This window comes from Flagellimonas lutimaris, from assembly GCF_051494225.1.
Taxonomy (GTDB): domain Bacteria; phylum Bacteroidota; class Bacteroidia; order Flavobacteriales; family Flavobacteriaceae; genus Flagellimonas; species Flagellimonas lutimaris_A.
Genome location: NZ_JBNPYE010000001.1, coordinates 1,054,993 through 1,072,057 on the forward strand (window position 1 = coordinate 1,054,993; position 17,065 = coordinate 1,072,057).

The 17,065-nt window shown below is 39.8% G+C and carries 12 protein-coding genes; 6 read left to right on the forward strand and 6 right to left on the reverse strand.

Features of this window, described 5'->3' with window-relative positions; all coding sequences use genetic code 11:
* Window positions 1-86: 86 nt before the first annotated feature.
* From ACQQ5U_RS04695 to ACQQ5U_RS04715, 5 genes are all read right to left on the reverse strand, one after another.
* Window positions 87-1,790 carry a hypothetical protein gene (locus tag ACQQ5U_RS04695; protein ID WP_437395792.1) on the reverse strand — a complete coding sequence of 568 codons (1,704 nt, stop codon included), beginning with the start codon at window positions 1,788-1,790 and terminating at the stop codon, window positions 87-89.
* Window positions 1,791-2,052: 262 nt separating this feature from the next.
* Window positions 2,053-2,790 carry a LytR/AlgR family response regulator transcription factor gene (locus ACQQ5U_RS04700; RefSeq protein WP_437395793.1) on the reverse strand — a complete coding sequence of 246 codons (738 nt, stop codon included), beginning with the start codon at window positions 2,788-2,790 and terminating at the stop codon, window positions 2,053-2,055.
* Complete coding sequence (locus ACQQ5U_RS04705; RefSeq protein WP_437395794.1) at window positions 2,787-4,946, reverse strand: tetratricopeptide repeat protein; 2,160 nt, start codon at window positions 4,944-4,946, stop codon at window positions 2,787-2,789. Before ACQQ5U_RS04705 ends, ACQQ5U_RS04700 begins: the two co-directional genes overlap by 4 nt.
* Before the next feature lie 1,562 nt (window positions 4,947-6,508).
* Window positions 6,509-6,841, reverse strand: a complete 333-nt coding sequence (locus tag ACQQ5U_RS04710) for a cupin domain-containing protein (protein ID WP_437395795.1) — start codon at window positions 6,839-6,841, stop codon at window positions 6,509-6,511.
* 797 nt (window positions 6,842-7,638) lie between these two features.
* Window positions 7,639-7,872: a hypothetical protein gene (locus ACQQ5U_RS04715; protein WP_437395796.1), complete on the reverse strand. Its 234-nt coding sequence runs from the start codon at window positions 7,870-7,872 to the stop codon at window positions 7,639-7,641.
* A 122-nt stretch (window positions 7,873-7,994) separates the two neighbouring features.
* On the opposite strand from ACQQ5U_RS04715, the gene ACQQ5U_RS04720 reads away from it, so the two are divergent.
* From ACQQ5U_RS04720 to ACQQ5U_RS04745, 6 genes are all read left to right on the forward strand, one after another.
* Window positions 7,995-8,555: a helix-turn-helix domain-containing protein gene (locus ACQQ5U_RS04720; protein ID WP_437395797.1), complete on the forward strand. Its 561-nt coding sequence runs from the start codon at window positions 7,995-7,997 to the stop codon at window positions 8,553-8,555.
* A 212-nt stretch (window positions 8,556-8,767) separates the two neighbouring features.
* Window positions 8,768-9,106: a cupin domain-containing protein gene (locus tag ACQQ5U_RS04725; RefSeq protein WP_437395798.1), complete on the forward strand. Its 339-nt coding sequence runs from the start codon at window positions 8,768-8,770 to the stop codon at window positions 9,104-9,106.
* 29 nt (window positions 9,107-9,135) lie between these two features.
* Window positions 9,136-9,789 (forward strand): PIG-L deacetylase family protein, encoded by a 654-nt coding sequence (locus ACQQ5U_RS04730; protein ID WP_437395799.1) that lies wholly within the window; start codon window positions 9,136-9,138, stop codon window positions 9,787-9,789.
* Between the two features lie 21 nt (window positions 9,790-9,810).
* On the forward strand, window positions 9,811-10,953 hold the full coding sequence (locus ACQQ5U_RS04735; protein WP_437395800.1) for a glycosyltransferase family 4 protein: 1,143 nt from the start codon (window positions 9,811-9,813) through the stop codon (window positions 10,951-10,953).
* Window positions 10,954-12,120: a glycoside hydrolase 100 family protein gene (locus ACQQ5U_RS04740; protein ID WP_437395801.1), complete on the forward strand. Its 1,167-nt coding sequence runs from the start codon at window positions 10,954-10,956 to the stop codon at window positions 12,118-12,120. It abuts the gene before it with no gap.
* 319 nt (window positions 12,121-12,439) lie between these two features.
* Window positions 12,440-14,719 carry a glycosyltransferase family 4 protein gene (locus ACQQ5U_RS04745; RefSeq protein ID WP_437395802.1) on the forward strand — a complete coding sequence of 760 codons (2,280 nt, stop codon included), beginning with the start codon at window positions 12,440-12,442 and terminating at the stop codon, window positions 14,717-14,719.
* A 768-nt stretch (window positions 14,720-15,487) separates the two neighbouring features.
* On the opposite strand, the gene ACQQ5U_RS04750 is transcribed toward ACQQ5U_RS04745, so the two are convergent.
* Window positions 15,488-16,972 (reverse strand): glycoside hydrolase family 130 protein, encoded by a 1,485-nt coding sequence (locus tag ACQQ5U_RS04750; protein ID WP_437395803.1) that lies wholly within the window; start codon window positions 16,970-16,972, stop codon window positions 15,488-15,490.
* Window positions 16,973-17,065: the final 93 nt, after the last annotated feature.

Genomic DNA, 17,065 nt, shown 5'->3' on the forward strand with positions numbered 1-17,065 from the left:
CAGGTCATGCCTAATTGGTTATTGCTTTTAAAACAACACCTTCAGCAAAGTATGCCAAAGGTGTTTGAACTCATCTGTTTGGATTTCTAAAAATCTGTCCAAGCCCTTATAGCTCTTGTTGCAGCAGCACTTGTTTTACTAAAAGAATATGCTGTACCGGCACCTGGGGGCGAGAATACAATAAAATCAGCATTGTATGCATCATTCTCGGTAGAACTCCAATATGATGACAAGAAGTCATCACCTCCATTGGAAAGGATTACAGGCTGAATAATAGACAAGTTGTTATATACTTCGATCAATTCATCAGAACTTGGCAAAAACCAGTCATCATAACCATTTAAGCTCAAGTTGGAAACAAGCTCAGCTGCAGTTCCTGGAGTTGCACATCCAGCGGAAATGATGGCAGTGGTATTTGTTTCTCCTGTACCTATGGTAGCTCCTGCCGATCCAGTTAAAACACCTGAGCATCCCCAAGTGGAACTGCTGGATTGGTTCGTAAGCGCTATTACCAAACCTTCATCCCCGGTAGGGTTCATCCAAAAAATGACACCGCCATATTTGTACTCCCCGATTTCGTTTACATCGTTAAGAGCAACAAAGGCATTGGCAGAAACTGATTGCGTACCGTTGCTTACGGAAATGGTCGCCAACATATTGGGGTTGGTTTCAAAATCGAAAAGGGTTTCATCCGCTACGGACAATTCGCCCGTATTTTGGTCTATCGTAAAGGCACCTGCAGGATTCTGAAACGTAATGGCATAGGACAAATTGGAACCACTTGCTTGTAAGGCTCCAACAACATCGCCATTGGATGGGTTTTCATCAAGGGTCAAGTTCGTATTTTGGGCGGCTACTTCGTCAACATCATTTAGATTGATGGTTGCCGTAGCCGTGGCCGTTTCTGCGCCATCATCAACCAAAATAGTTGCGGTAATTACAGGATTGGTCTCATAATCGAACAGATTGGGATCAATGACCGACAATTCTCCTGTCCCGGCATCTATACTTAAGGCGCCTGTTGGTGTTTGGGACGTAATGGAGAAACTTAATGTACCACTTCCATTTACTTGTATGGTCCCTATAATTTGGCCATCTGTAGGGTTTTCGTCAATATCAACTGTTAAGTCTTGCACTGTTATTTCAATAACGTTATTAAGATTAACGGTTACCGTTACTGGGCTATCGGCATCTACAATGGAAACGGTGGCGGTAATTGTTGGATTGGTTTCGTAATCGAACAAAGTAGCATCTACCACAATTAGTTCACCCGAGCTTGAATCAATTTCCAAGGCTCCACTTGGGGACTGGCCTGTAATACTAAAACCTGAAGCACCTCCACTGGCTTGTATAGTTCCTAAGACTTGTCCTTCTGTGGGGTTTTCATCAATTGTGGTTTCAAAGCCTTGAGCGGACACCTCATTTACATTGTTAAGGTTGATTGTTACCGTTACTGTATTTTCTGCATTTTCTGCAGTAACCGTTGCCGTAATGGTGGGGTTGGATTCAAAATCGAACAACAAGGCATCGGCCACTGTCAACTCACCAGAATCAGAATCAATGGTCAAGGCACCAGAAGGTGTTTGGGAAGCGATGCTTAAATTCAATGCTTCGCCTCCATCGGTTTGTATGGTTCCAATAATTTCGCCATTGGCAGGGTTTTCATCGATGGTTACTTCCAGATTTTGTAAGTTGACCTCAATACTTGTATCATCGTCATTGCTACAGCCAAGGGTCAGTAGCAAAACCGTCAATAGAAATAAATAACTTAGTTTGTTTTTTTTGGACATGATTTTGGGTTTGTTGTTTCTAATAAAAATTTTGGTTCAAACCACGTCAGACCAAGAATCGCCCATTGAAAAGAACAATTTTTTGTAGGTAACCTTAAGCAAGAAATGGTTTTCGCAGGTTAAAGTTGCGATAAGTCAATTACCTAGAAAATAGACAATAGATATTCGTGAAGCACCAACATATATTCGTTGGGTTTAAATGTGTATGTGCATTTGGCAAAATGCCGAAATGGTATGGAAAAAGCGTTTGTATGGGTATATCCTAGAGACTATTGTATTTGAGAAAGGTGGCTATAAAAGCCTCTTTCTTTCGGGAAGAAACAGGTATCTTTTTTCCGTTATTCAAAAAAATAATGCCCGATTTATCATATTTATCTATGAATTTCAGGTTTACCATAAAAGATTGGTGAGGTCTGGTAAAGTTCACTTTTTGCAGTTGCTCCTCATATTCCTTTAGGGGTTTGGACACTATATATTTTTTACCGTTGGCCAAGTGGAAAGAGGTGTAGCCTTTATCGGATTCGCAGAACAACAATTCTTGCAGATCTATCACCTGAAAACTATCACTTAGCGATAACACCAAGGTAGAATCATTTTTGTACCAGACTTGTTTTGCTGTTTTTATCCGTTTCCTCTGTTCACCAGAGGGCAAATTTTTAACCTTTTCCAAGGCCAATTGCAGTTCTTCAACATCCACTGGCTTTAATAAATAATCAACGGCCCCGATCTTTAGGGCTCTTAGGGCGTATTCTTCATAAGCGGTGATAAAGATGACCTTGAAATCCAGATGTCCGGTCTGGTCCAAAAAATCAAAACCTGTACCATCAATTAGGTTGATGTCCAAAAAAACCAGATTTGGTCTACAGGCATTGGCGACCACAACCGCTTCCTTTACCGACCCACATTCCCCTATCACCTCTACATCGGTTTCCATCGATTGTAGTAAATGGAGCAGGCCCTTTCTGATATATACTTTGTCTTCGACCAATAATGCTTTCATGCGGTCTCAAGTTTCTTATAAGGCACCACTAAAGTTACCATCGTACCCTTTTCATTGTATTTGGTCCTGTCTTCGATGGTGACCGATCCTTTCATTTTAAAATATGATGATAATATATGTAATCGCTCCGAGGTTATTTGAGTTGCCAATGATTTTTTGTCGTTACCATTGTTCTTCTTTTGGGAATTGATGCCAATACCATTATCCTTTATAAGGCATATCAATTCTCCTTCCAAATATTTGAGGTGCATCTCGATTTTTCGCTCCTCTTTTTGATTTACAAAAGCATGTTCTATGGCATTCTCAATAAACGGTTGGATAAGCATTGGAGGTATTTTGAACAAAGAGCCATCAATGCCTTCATCTATGGCAATGGAGAATTCATAGGAGTCATTTTCCAAATTTTGAAGCGCCATATAGTTTTCAACGGCGGTTAGTTCTTGTGAAAGTAAGACCATTTTGTCCCTAGAATTCTCCAAGGTTATGCGTAATAACCTTGAGAATTTAGACAGATATTGAGCTGATTTTTTTTCTTCCTGGTTTAGGATCATTCCTTGCAAAACAGATAAGGAATTAAATACAAAGTGAGGGTTCATTTGCGATCGCAATAGTTTTTGCTCCGTGATAATGTTATGGTTCTTGACCTTGATATTACGGAACTTTTGATAAAAAATCATCGAACCCAATAGGATGGATATCAATAAAATGCCTATAACGGCCCATAGAAGGTTTTGGTTTGAGCGAGCCAGATCCTGGGAAGTCGCCAGAACGGTCTTCGTAAGTTTGAGTTCCCGGATATTGGCGGAATCAAGTGCCTGTTTGTACTTATATTCATATTCAATCTGGGCTATTTTTTCAATATTCTCTTTATTGAACAGACTGTCGTTCAACATTTTGAATTCCTGATAGCTTTGGAGTGCATACTTGTAGTTGCCAGTGGCTTTATAAATCCTGGAAAGAATCTCCAGAGCTTCTTTTTGATAATCCAAAAAACCGTATGTTTTCGAAATTTTTTGTGCTTTTAGCGCATTGTCAAGAGCTCTATTGTAATTATTCTGTCCGGCATCTGATTTTGCAAGTCCAATGTAGGCGCCACATAAAGCTTCCTTACTTTCAACTTCTTCACTGATTTTCTTTGATTCGGTAAAATTTTGATTTGCTGCGACATAATCTTCCAACGTAAGATAAACCCCGCCAATATTATTTAGAATATACGGTACATCACTTTTTACTCCAATCTGTTTACTTATGTCCAATGCATCAACATAGTGGTCTAGTGCACTTCCGTAGTCTCCATTTTCCTCATATATTATACCTATATCATTCAGCAATGCGGAAACCCCTTGCTTACTATTGATCCGCTTGTTGATTTCCAAAGACCTTTCATAGCAATTCATAGCCTTGTTATAGTTTTTCTGAGTCTTATAAATTTGCCCCATATTGAGAAGGTTGTTGGCTATACCTAAGCTATCGCTAAGCTTTTCATTAATGTACAAAGACTCTCTATAGTGCTCTAGCGCAAGTGGGTAATTGCCCTGATCCGTGTAAACGGTACCTAAATTATTTAAACTATAAGCAACCCGTTGTTCATTATCATCAACTTTAGCAATAGAAAGAGCTTTTTTTAAAGGTAGGACAGCTTTATCAAACTCACCTAGATACTGATATACAGACCCTAAATTGATTAGGGCGGCAGAAAGGTTTTTGCCACCAATTTCTTCTTCTATACTGATGGCTTTTTTAAGATACGTTATTGATTTTCTTAAATCCCCTTTATTTTTATAAGTTATGGCAATAGCATTGTTACAGTTGGCGACTCCTTGTTTGAAATCAATATTTATGTATAATTTCAACGCCTCATTATAGTGACGAAGTGCTTGGTCAAAATTAGATTGTATGGCCTCGGTAATTCCTCTAATATAAATGCTTCTGCCCTTTCCTTTCTTAAAATCGATGGATTCAGCTATAGTTTCTGCCTCTCCTAAATATTCAAGGGATTTTGCTATGTCGCTACTAAAATGGGAAAAGGCCAGTGCGTTTAAAAGATTCACTCTAGTTGTGTCTTTTTTGGTATGAAGTGACAATTCCTTTTTAAGACTATCAATTTTACTGTTCTGGGCATTTGCGGTGCCTGTGATCAGCAAAACAAAGAGCATTAAAATATGAATAGGAGAGTTTTGATTCCGAAAAGTCAACGTAACTCCATTAATCCTTATGTTGGCTGCTTTGAACAAGAAATACATAATTAAAAAAGCACAACGTTTACTAAGGATAGAACATTCATTTTCTGGTGGGTTGAAAGGCTTGACTTAAAAACAAAATACGGGTTTTTAATCTCCGTCAGGAAATAAAACCGTGATTTTCTTAGGGGCGGACCGTTATTAATGTATATACGTAATGTTTGAATGAATATATGCACGGGCAAGGTATTTATTTGCTGAGCATCATGAAATCAAGAAATTCCGAAACTGAACCATCACTTGAACTAATTATCTTAAAAAGGAAAGGGAGCAAAACCCCGTTTCGTGCTGCAAGCGTCCCAAAACCTTTCCAAGGATATCCTTTAAATCTGTTTGAAGTGAGGCTGCCTTTTAATTTCATTTTGTTTGGTACGGACTTTTGGAAAGTCAAATCAAAATTAGCATGCCGTACAAATGATGCTTGAAAGCATAGATTAAAGATATGATTTAAAACTCAAATTCCTTTCTCCAAAATGTTGGTTCTATCTCCATATTTCTGCGAACAAATACTAAACGATGATATAGATAGTCAAAAGAAGTGTTTGAACTCCAAATACCATCAAACTTTGCCAATAAAAGTTGAAAAGTGTTAAAATTAGTGGTGTTTGCAAATTGTTTGCAAAAAAATAGGCCTTGAAAAGTAAAACTCTTCAAGGCCCTTTATTTACTGGTGATCGCGGAAGGATTTGAACTCCATTCGCTACCCCTTATTTTTACTGGCTTTTACCTTGCTGATGTTTTGTGACTAACCGAATTACAGACCACTTTTATAATCTCACTTCGTAGACAACAAATTTAACTATAAATTATTTGACAAATTGGTTACTGAGATATTTAGGTATGATTGAACGCCATATAAGATTGTGTTTTGTTGCAAACTAGAAGTAAGATATATTTTCACTCAACAGAATCCTCTAAATATATTTCATTTCCTCTTTTCTAATGGACACAGCGGTTCATTTCCATTGTCCATACATACGTATTATCGCAAGGAGGAGATGAACAACAAAATAGTTAAACAAACTGAAATCAAAAGAGTTGTTGAATTAAAAGTACCATATAACCAGTTGTGTGCCAATCTGCCTATAAGTTTTATGGATTGGTCATAATAATTGTACTGGTATTTTTTAATCATTTGATATCTATAAGCCCCTCGAATCATACCCACTACAAAGTGAATTAGAACAAACTTGGCAATTATGGATTCAATGTTCATGTTTGATATTGTTATTTTATATGATTGTTCAACCATATGGTGGAACTAGGGGTAGGGCTTAAGTTCGCTATCATAATAAACCAGTTCATTCGCCCCAGGGTTGTTTGGGATGGCACAGTAGTATACCTTACGGACGTACAACCGCACGACAAGCACGACACATGGCCTTACCTTTGCGCAAACAAGATCTCCTTTTTTGTATCTATTTATTATGATATTCCTTTTCATTGAATCTGATTTTGTGTCAATGAAGTCTATGGGGTCATTCATCTTTTATGGTGACGCATAACATCTTGAACCTTTGGTTTGCTTCAATGGAACTGGAAGCAAATGCTGGAATAAGTATGGAATCCCCGTTCTGCATAAAAGTGGAATTACCGTTTATGACGACCTCGGCCTTTCCTTCAATGATATAGACGAATCGAATATAGGGCGATTCATCATGGGACAACACCTTGCCAAAATCAAATGCGAATGCCTGTACGACACAGTTATCCTGGACACTTATGTTTTTGACCAATATAGCATTGGAATTGAACTCCAGTATATCCGCCAGATTAAATGTGATGGATTCTTCAAATTCACCTGTCTGCATGGTTTATGATAGGATTGTGGTATTTCTATTCAGACCAATCTTTGGCATCCCGCTTTGCCTTTTTGGCCGCCTTTTTTTCTTTGGGTGATTTTAAAGGAGTTGTCTTGTCTGATTTTCGCTTACCTTCTTTTTCTTTTGACATGGTGTATTATTTAAATTATCGTTGTTTTATGGTAATGAACTGGCCAGCAACAGCATTGCTAAAAAAAGAATGAAATAGATTGCACATTTTCGCATAAGGGTTTTGAATTGGCATTGTTGGCCCACAACCTGCGTTTTGGATTTTAAAAAGTCGTGATCAAGGAGGCCATCACTCTTTTACAGTTTGGCACTTAAGTTTAAAAAGGGCAGTGTTTTTTAGTTCCTGCCCTTTTTTGAGACTCTGATATAAAATCAGGGACGATTACTTGATTAATTAAATCGGCATTTTGTGTAACTGAAAAGTTTTTTGCCAAATTAATGTGGCTTCCCGAAGCCTCTCTTGTCTATACAAACCAAGGAAAATCCTTGTCTTTGGTTTTCTCGATCTTGACTGCTCCATTTGTACCGTTATAAAATATCGGTCTTAGGAAATATCTTATTTTCCAAGGGATTAGTTGTATAATATTTTTCTTTTTCATAGTATATAATGGTTACTGTTAATTTTTTGATGAAATGAACATTATAAAGGTGGTAATTATATTTAGGGAGTTCGCTACAGAAATCCTTATAAATCTTGCATATATCATAGGTTGATTTAGTCTGGAATAAATTTCTACAACAAAATGAACATAGGTTTAGACCAATATCCATGCCGTTTAAGTTATAGTCTTTCCTTTCGTTAAAACACGGAGCTGTGCCTTGAGGAATTTGTAATACTCCTCAAATTCATTTTCTGATATTCCTTTGTTTTCATAGTTTAAAAAAAGTGGTGTTTCCAGTAAATTGTCGTATATTTCAGGGAACTCCATTTGAAAGGAAAGGGTCAGATCAAAAATCTCTTGCAACAGTTGATTATCTTTTCTTTTGTAATGTACAATCTTACTTTTCATATCATTAAAAGGTAAGGATATATCCCATCCTGGTGTTTACATAATTTCCAAAAAGAGTTGTATAAATCACCTATCAACGACCATTTCGCTTCGCTTGCTCAAGAACAACTAATTCAAGAACAATGTTCCTATATATAAAATACATGGTGAGTTTGCGTTGCAAGATGGTGGTCAAGGAAGAACTCAATAAGCTCGGCCTCCATTTTGTCAATGTAGATCTTGGAACCATAGAAATCTTGGAAGATATCACCGATTCACAGAAAGAGCGGTTACGTGAGAATCTTAAGAAATATGGTCTAGAACTTCTGGATGACAAAAAGAAGATCATCATTGAAAAAATCAAGTCCTTGATCATAGAAATGATCCATTATTCGGATGAACTGCCCAAGGTGAACTACTCCGATTACATCAGCAAAAAATTAGGCTATGACTACACCTACTTGGCAAATACCTTTTCCGAGGTGAAGGGAATTACCATTCAGCAGTTCATCATTATGCACAAAATAGAAAGAATAAAGGAACTTTTGCTCTATGATGAACTGAACCTTACGGAAATATCCTATTTATTGCATTACAGTAGTGTTTCCCATTTATCAAACCAGTTTAAAAAAATTACGGGACTAACCCCATCATACTATAAAAAACTAAAAAAGAAGCGTCTAAAAAACCTAGAGGATCTTTGATTGCTTTGGAAAAGTAAAATTAACATTTCAAATTTTTCGGTATGTAACAAAGGGTTTACTTCTCCAACTCCCAAACCCACGATAAATGTGGGAAAACTGCAATTATTCCTCTTTCCCATATAATACATTATCCTTAAAGATTCCGCACCTTTATTCTGGTTGAATGGAGGGAATAAAAGCCCCACTTCCTTCCTTCCCATAAAATCTTAGCTATGGAAAATGTAGATGTCGAAAAATCAAAAGTCTTTATTATCGTCGAAATCATCGAATATGTCCCCAATGCCGTGGTCATAAAGACCATTATAAAAAAAACCACTGGGAATGTCACTGCCGTCTCTTTTGATTCAGGCGAAAACCTAACAGAAAAAATATCGCCTTTCGATACGTTCATTCAAATCATCGAGGGCAGGGCCGAAATCTTGATCGATGACAATTCACAGACTCTGGAAACCGGCCAGTCCATTATCATCCCTGCACACTCCAGAAATACCATTAAAGCCAATGAGCGCTTTAAAATGATATCTACCATTATTAAAAGTGGGTATGAGTAATATCATATTGGAATAAAACCAAAAGCTTTATGAAAACACTTAAAACCATGGAGAAAAAGAACATCTTGGTGATTGTTGCCCATCCAGACGATGAGACCTTATGGTGTGGGGGCACCATACTCATGTACCCTACACATTATTGGTTCATTGCCTGTCTAAGCAGAAAAAAGGACCGCGATCGTGGACCAAAATTCAAAAAAGCCCTTTCAGTTTACGAAGCTAAGGGAGCCATGGGCGATCTGGATGATGGTGCAGCGCAAAGACCATTGGACAAAAATGTGGTAAGGAAAGCCATTTTAAGACTGGTTCCCAAACAGAATTTTGACCTTGTACTCACACATAGTCCCACTGGTGAATATACCAGACATTTACGCCATGAAGAAATCGGCAGGGCAGTGATCGAGTTGTGGAGCGAGCAAAAAATTTCCATAGATCAACTCTGGACCTTTGCTTTTGAGGATGGACACAAAAAATACTATCCACAAGCCATAAAGGGTGCAAGCATCCAACAAACGCTTCCAAAAAACATTTGGCAGGAAAAATACCGGATAATTACTGAAGTTTATGGTTTTGACAAAACAAGTTTTGAGGCCAAGACAACCCCAAAAAATGAAGCCTTCTGGAAATTTGAAAACCGGATAGATGCCCAAAAATGGTTGGAGCACGAGGGAATCCAACAATGACCCTTTTTTAAATTTTAAAACATGAAAGTTCTCGTTCTTTACGATTATCCCCCTTCTCCTGGTGGTCTTGCAACTCAGGGAGATCTACTTTATCGAGGGCTTTTGGAACTGGGCGTTGATGCCCGTGCCGCTCATTTTGAATCGGCACAGGAAAAAGAATGGTATTATCGATGGTTCGAGCCCGATGTGGTCGTGGGCGTTGGGTATTGGGGCCATACCCCACATTTGGTCCTGCACCCACAGCGCTATGGAAATGTGCCCATCCCTTGGTTGGTTGCCGATGGCTATATTGCCAACTACCAAGAAGTCTTGAATGAACTGCCGCTGATCTTGGTAACCTCCAATTGGGTCAAGGAAATGTATGTAAGGGATGGCATCAAGGCATCGACCATTGAGGTGCTGCCCGTTGGGTGTGATACAGCATCTTTTGTTCCCTTTGATAAAAATGACCCAAAGATTATGGCAGTAAGGGAATCTTTGGGTATTTCACCAAACCAGTTAATGATCTTGACCGTTGGCGGGGATGCCGCTTCAAAAGGAGCCCAAGAGGTCATGCAGGCCATGGCGATCATTGACGCAAAAGCTCCGGATTGGAAATACGTCTGTAAAGTATGGCCCCAACCCAGAACCAAGGCCCAGAACCTCTTAGATCTGGAAATGGCCACCCATTTAGGCATTGAAAAGAATGTCACCTACGCCACCAATACCGTTTCCAGAAATTTCATGCCGTACCTTATCGGTGCCTGTGATATTTATGCAGCCCCATCCCGTTTGGAAGGTTTCGGGATGCCACAAGTTGAGGCCGGAGCCTGTGGCAAACCCGTGATCGGGATCAAGGCCATGGGAATGCTGGATACCCTGATACATCAAAAAACGGCCTTTCTTGCAGAAGTGGCCCAAAAAATTGTGGTCAAAGAAGTGGTATTGGGAAAAGAATCAGGTTTTGAAAACAAACACAAAATCGAGTTCGACATCCCTAGAACCGTTGATTACCGTGCCAATGTACAGGAGATAGCCAAGTATATGCTTCAACTTATGAACAATGAAAAACTACGAAATGAAATGGGCAATACCGCAAGAAAACATATAGTGGAACATTTTGATTACAGGGTAGTGGCCAAAAAATTCATTCAAATCGTACAGGATAAACTGGGAATTGATTAAATGACCTCAGAAAACCAACAATTGATAAAATCCGCAGAAGCGGCCGCTCTGGAAGTACTCTTGCACAATTCAAAAGGCCCGTTTCTTAATCTGCCGCGAACAGCCGGTTGGGGGTATCCCGAACCCTATACCCGTGACCTCTTGATTTCTGTACTGGGCATTGCGGTAACGAACAATACCGAGCTATTGCAGACGGTACACAATGTTTTGTTGGTATTGGCCAAAAACCAATCCAAAAAAGGCCATATCCCATCCTTGGTCCATGATAAGGAAGATCGCGGTTCCAGTGATACCACTCCACTTTTCCTAATTGCGGCAGGAATCTTTAAAAAAGTGGCCAAAGAACCGTTTTTTTTGGAAGATGCCATAAAAAAGGCTCTTTTATGGATGGAATACCAAAGTCCGTCAGACCGTTGTTTGGTGGCGCAACTACCCACCAGTGATTGGCGCGACGAACAATGGGTTTTGGGCTATGGACTTTTTGTCAATACATTGGCATACACCTATCTGAAATTATTCGGAAAGACGAAGAGGGCTGAAAAATTACATCTTGAAATTGAGCAGCCCATCTTCAACTCAAATCAAGCAAAAAACCGCGGCCATGAAGGACTCGTCATTCCTCATCAATCCTATTATGCGCTTTGGGCCTATAAAGTGTACAGTAGCGAACGGTTCGACCTGCTGGGAAACAGTATGGCCATTCTATCGGGGCTTGCCTCTCCATCAAAAGCGATGGAAATAATCGATTGGGTTGAGACATCATGTAATTCGATGCAAAAAAATAAAGAGTTGTCTGTTGACCTTCCTCCGAATTTTTTCCCATTTATCCACCCGGAAGATTCCGATTGGCGGCCCAGATATGCCGATTACAACCAACCAGGGGATTACCATAATGGTGGTATATGGCCTTTTGTATTGGGATTTTACATTGCAGCATTGGTGGCCGTTAAGCAATATGATCTGGCCGAGAAAAAGCTATTGGAATTGACCAGACTTATCAAAATAGCCAAAAACAAGGAACTTGAATTCGGTTTCAACGAATGGTACAAGGCCCAGGACGGAAAACCCATGGGGCAGGACTGGCAGACCTGGAGCGCATCAAACTACCTATATGCCGCCCGGTGTGTCGCGGAAAAAAGAACACCCTTTTTTGATCTCATAAGATAAAATCCAAATCACATCAGTAATGTACAAACCTGTGAAATATGTAACTCTATTCCTTTTTTATTCAACTTTTTACCGTTGATTTTCAATATCTTATTAATTGTTTTCTGACCAAAGTCAGCAACAACGTATTTCACTAAAACCCAAAGAAAATGTCAAAAGGAAACAAGACCCCTGCAAAATCCAATAAACCGAAACTTATCCAAAATATAAAGGAGAAAAAGGCGCATAAGGAAGCTAAGGAAAGTTTCAAAAGTAGAAAATATAAAGGGCGTGTCTTATAGATGGTTTCCTTTTGCTTTTTAATGTAATACACCCTAAGATGAAACTAGCTTATATCGGCACCTATCCACCACGTGAATGTGGTATTGGGACCTTTACCCAAAACCTTGCCCATGCCATGTTGGAAAATGGCGAGGGAGTGAAAGAAATTATGGTTTTCGCAATGAGCGACCATAACCACATTTACCCCTATCCTCCCGAGGTAAAACTAGGTATTAACCAAGAACAGCAGACCGATTATCTGGAAGCCGTCAACTATATTAATCTCAGTGGGGCCGATGCCTGCATACTTGAGCATGAATTTGGGATATATGGCGGACAGAGCGGAGTTTATATACTGCCCCTCCTACATCGCCTCAATATTCCGTTGATCACGACCTTGCATACCATTCTGGAAACACCTTCCTATACTGAAAAGGCCATCTTAAAGGAAATTTGTAAAATGTCCGATAGGGTTGTAGTGATGAGCCACAAGGCCGTTCACTTTCTTGTAGAAATATATGATGTGCCCAAGGAAAAAATAGTGCTTATCGAACACGGTGTCCCCGATATTCATTTTGATAAACAGGAGTCACGGAAGGAATTTAAACTGAATGAAAAGAAACTGCTCCTGACCTTTGGTTTCATCGGTCGAAACAAAGGCATCGAAACGGTGATCAAAGCCTTGCCACAAATCATTGAAAAGCACCCGGAAGTGCTGTACATCGTCTTGGGAAAAACACACCCCAATGTGTTGCGGCATTCAGGAGAGGAATATCGAAATTATCTCCAGGTTCTGATAAAAACGCTAATACTCAATGAGCATGTGCTGTTGCTCAATGAGTTTATAGACGAAAATGAACTCTTTAAATATCTTTCCGCCTGCGATATTTATATTACCCCTTATCTCAGCGAGGCACAGATTACCAGTGGCACACTTTCCTACGCCATGGGTGCGGGCTGCGCCGTAGTCTCCACTCCCTATTGGCATGCCGCAGAATTGCTGGCCGAAGACAAAGGACGCCTTTTTGATTTTAACGATTCCCATGGCCTGTCCCAGATTTTGAATGAATTGTTGGAGCACCCAGAAATCCTTAACGAGATTCAAGATAAAGCTGAGGAATACGGGCAAAACATAACCTGGCCCAAAATCGGTAAAAAATATACTGAACTTATAACACAGGTGCTATCGATACCCAAGGTGCCCTCGCCGAAGAAAGAAAACGCCATAGACCCTTTGCTGTTGCCCCCTTTTTCGTTGGCCCATATTAAAAGATTGACCGATGACACCGGTATTATCCAACATGCAAAATTTGGGATTCCCAACCTGAAGGAAGGCTATTGTTTGGATGACAATGCCCGGGCGCTTTTAATGGTCTGTATGAGCTATAAACAGAAAAAAGATCCACTTGCATTAGAGCTTATGCCCATTTATTTGAGCTATATCCATTATATGCAGAACAAGGACGGAACCTTCCGTAATTTTCTGAGTTTCAACCGTAATTTTTTGGATAAAATAGGTTCCGAGGATTCCTTTGGCCGAACCATTTGGGCTTTGGGATATCTTTTGGGCAATGCCCCTAACGATGCCTACTATCAAACAGGTAAATTGGTCTTCTTTGATGCCGCTCCGAACTTTGAAAAAATAAAAAGCATCAGAGGAATTGCCAACACCATGATCGGAATCAGTCATTATCTCAGGACCAATGCTTCAGATGATGCCATGAAAGATACCATGCGCAAATTGGCCAATATACTTGTTTCCCATTATGAACAAACCCAAACCGAAAACTGGGAATGGTTTGAATCGCTTTTGGCGTATGATAACGGTATTTTACCCTTGGCACTGCTTCATGCGGCCGAGGTTTTGGAAGATAAGGATATCTCCAATGTGGCCTTTACCACCATGGATTTTCTTACCGAACATACGATGAAAGATGATTATTTGTCCATCATAGGAAACAAAGATTGGTATGTAAGGGATAAAGAACGTTCCATGTTCGCACAACAGCCCATTGATGCCGAAGCCATGGTGCTTTTGTACCATCAAGCTTATGTTTTAACTGGAAATCAGGATTTTCTAAAAAAATTGTTCACCTCTTTCATGTGGTTTTTGGGCGAAAATGATATGCGCATGAGCCTGTACGATTTTGAAACCAAAGGGTGTTGCGATGGTTTTGAAAATTATGGGGTGAACCGAAACCAGGGGGCTGAAAGCTCGTTGGCCTATCTTATTTCACATTTAACCGTATTACAGGCCTATGAAGAGTCTTTTGAATTAGGCAAAGCAACGGTTTCAGATGCTTCAAAAATGGCCCTAAATGGATTGCAAAATGTTTAAAATCGACATTGTCGGCCTTGGCATATGGAATACAACATCAGCTAATTATGGCCATGGAAACAGGCAGTATATATTAAACCGGAGCTTGGCCCAACTTCCGATTCCTTAGAGGAAACCTATATAACACTGCAATTAAAAAGAGGGCTTTCGCCCTCTTTTTGGTTCTCAAGAAAACCGTATTATTTTTAATAAGGTATGTCTTCGATGGTTTCTCCAACTGTCATGACGGCTCAATACCTTTTCAAAACCGGTTTTGACGTCGTTTTGCAATCCTTTTTCATGTTTCATTTATTACTTTCATTTACTTCTTAAGATGGGGCAATAGCACCCACCTTTATACTCAATATAACTTAAAAAAGCAGGCAGCCTAGAGCTTTGGCAAGAGTTTAACGTATTGATAATGTGTTAATTATACACATCAAACCTTATCTGGAAACCATGGGGTGCAAAGCCTCCCCTACAATGATATTCCTCCTTAAAACCTAATAGTACCATACCGCCCCCACCACCTCTTAGAATAGCTCCTTGTGGCCTAAAAGACGTCAAGGGCCAGATAAAGCTTGCTCACTATGGTCAGGACTTTTGTATCGTAGTTTTATGGGTTGATTTTACTGGAAAATTAATCAGTTTACATATCCCTTGTCTACACATTGAGAAAATTATGAAGCAGGGGTTGTCACGGAGAAAATTTCATTGTCTTTTTTACAAAACTGAAATGATGTCGTTTTGAGGATGGGTATTTCCAAAAAAAATGCAGCGAATTACTTTCTACATTTTTGATTGAGAGTGGTCTTGGTTTTTTAATGCTTCAAACAATGCTTCCATTTCCACTACGGCATAGGTAGCGGAATAATCCGAAACGGCATAGGGCAGTATCAAACTGTCATTGTGGATGATAGATCCGCAGGAATAGACTACATTGGGCACATAGCCTTCCCTTTCCTCCTCCAAGGGCATCAACAAAGGTTCTTCCAGACGGCCGATCTCTTTTGATGGGTCATCCAGATCAAACAAAGATGCGGAGATACAGTACCTTCTCATGGGTCCCACCCCGTGCGTGATCACCAACCATCCATTTTTGGTCCATAAGGGAGATCCACAATTACCTATTTGTGTAAACTCCCAAGGAAACTTTGGTTTCTGAAGTAGGATGGGGTTGTTCCATAAGGTAGTCCTGTCCGAATACATGAGATAATTGTTCACGCCATCGATTCGGGAAAGCATTGCATATTTACCCTTAATTCTTTTAGGGAAAAGCGCCAGATTCTTGCCTATGGCACCATTTCCGTGCAAGGGCATGATCCTGAATGTATAGAAATCATCAGTGGACAGTAATTTGGGCAATATGGCATGGCCATTATAGGCGGTATAGGTGGCATACACCTTTACGCTGCCATCATTTTCGGTAAAACGTACAAAACGGGCATCTTCGATTCCCCTGCTTTCCGATTCTGAAATTGGGAATATGACACGTTCGCTCAAGTCGGAATCGTGCTCAAAGGCTATGTCATAATAGGAATCCACTAGCCAAGTAATTTCTTCGAGCGCCAACCTTTTTTCAAGACTAATGGCCTGGTCATCCATTACTTTCTTTACAGCGTTTTTTAAAACATAGTACTCGAATCTGTCCGGCAGTTCTTCCATAATACTTTTTGAATACTTTACAGGGATGCGCATCTCCCGCATCTTTTTTACAAATCGGCCTTTGTCATAAAGCTTTTTATGGGAGAATTCCGCCATATCGATCGAATTGCCGACGCTCATTAAATGGAGCTCGTTATTTTTATCGATTATTCCCCTTCTGAAAACTATGGAAGAGATATGCCCTTCCCCTGTTGCCCGAAACGAAAGGATCACTCTCAGTTCACCCTCTTCCAAATAAGACTGGTCAAAATCTTGGATAATGGACGGATTAAAAAAAGCGGCGGATTCAATGGAATATTCCATGGTAAGATAAGAACCGATGAGCATTTTCCGTTCGTTGGAAATAGCATCAAAGGCGACATCCATTTGCTCAATTATGCTTCTGACACTATCACAATGCTTATGGAAAAGCTTGGAAATGTTACGGTGCCTGCTTGCAAATTCCCTGAGGGTCTGCTCCAAGGATTCTTTCACCTGACTTTCACTCATTCCGAAAATAAGGGAAAGCAAATCCATGGTGCGCTGTTCCCCGTTCATAAAGGAGCGGGCCACGACCCTACTGGCATCGGGAAGAAATTTTATGTGCTTACGTGTTACTGGAACTCTCATATTCTTTTAGCCTTGCGCAAGGTTTTATACACAATGGTGCAGGTAAAAACCAAAGCCTTTTTATCCGTCATTTTTTAATTTTAGATTTTACAC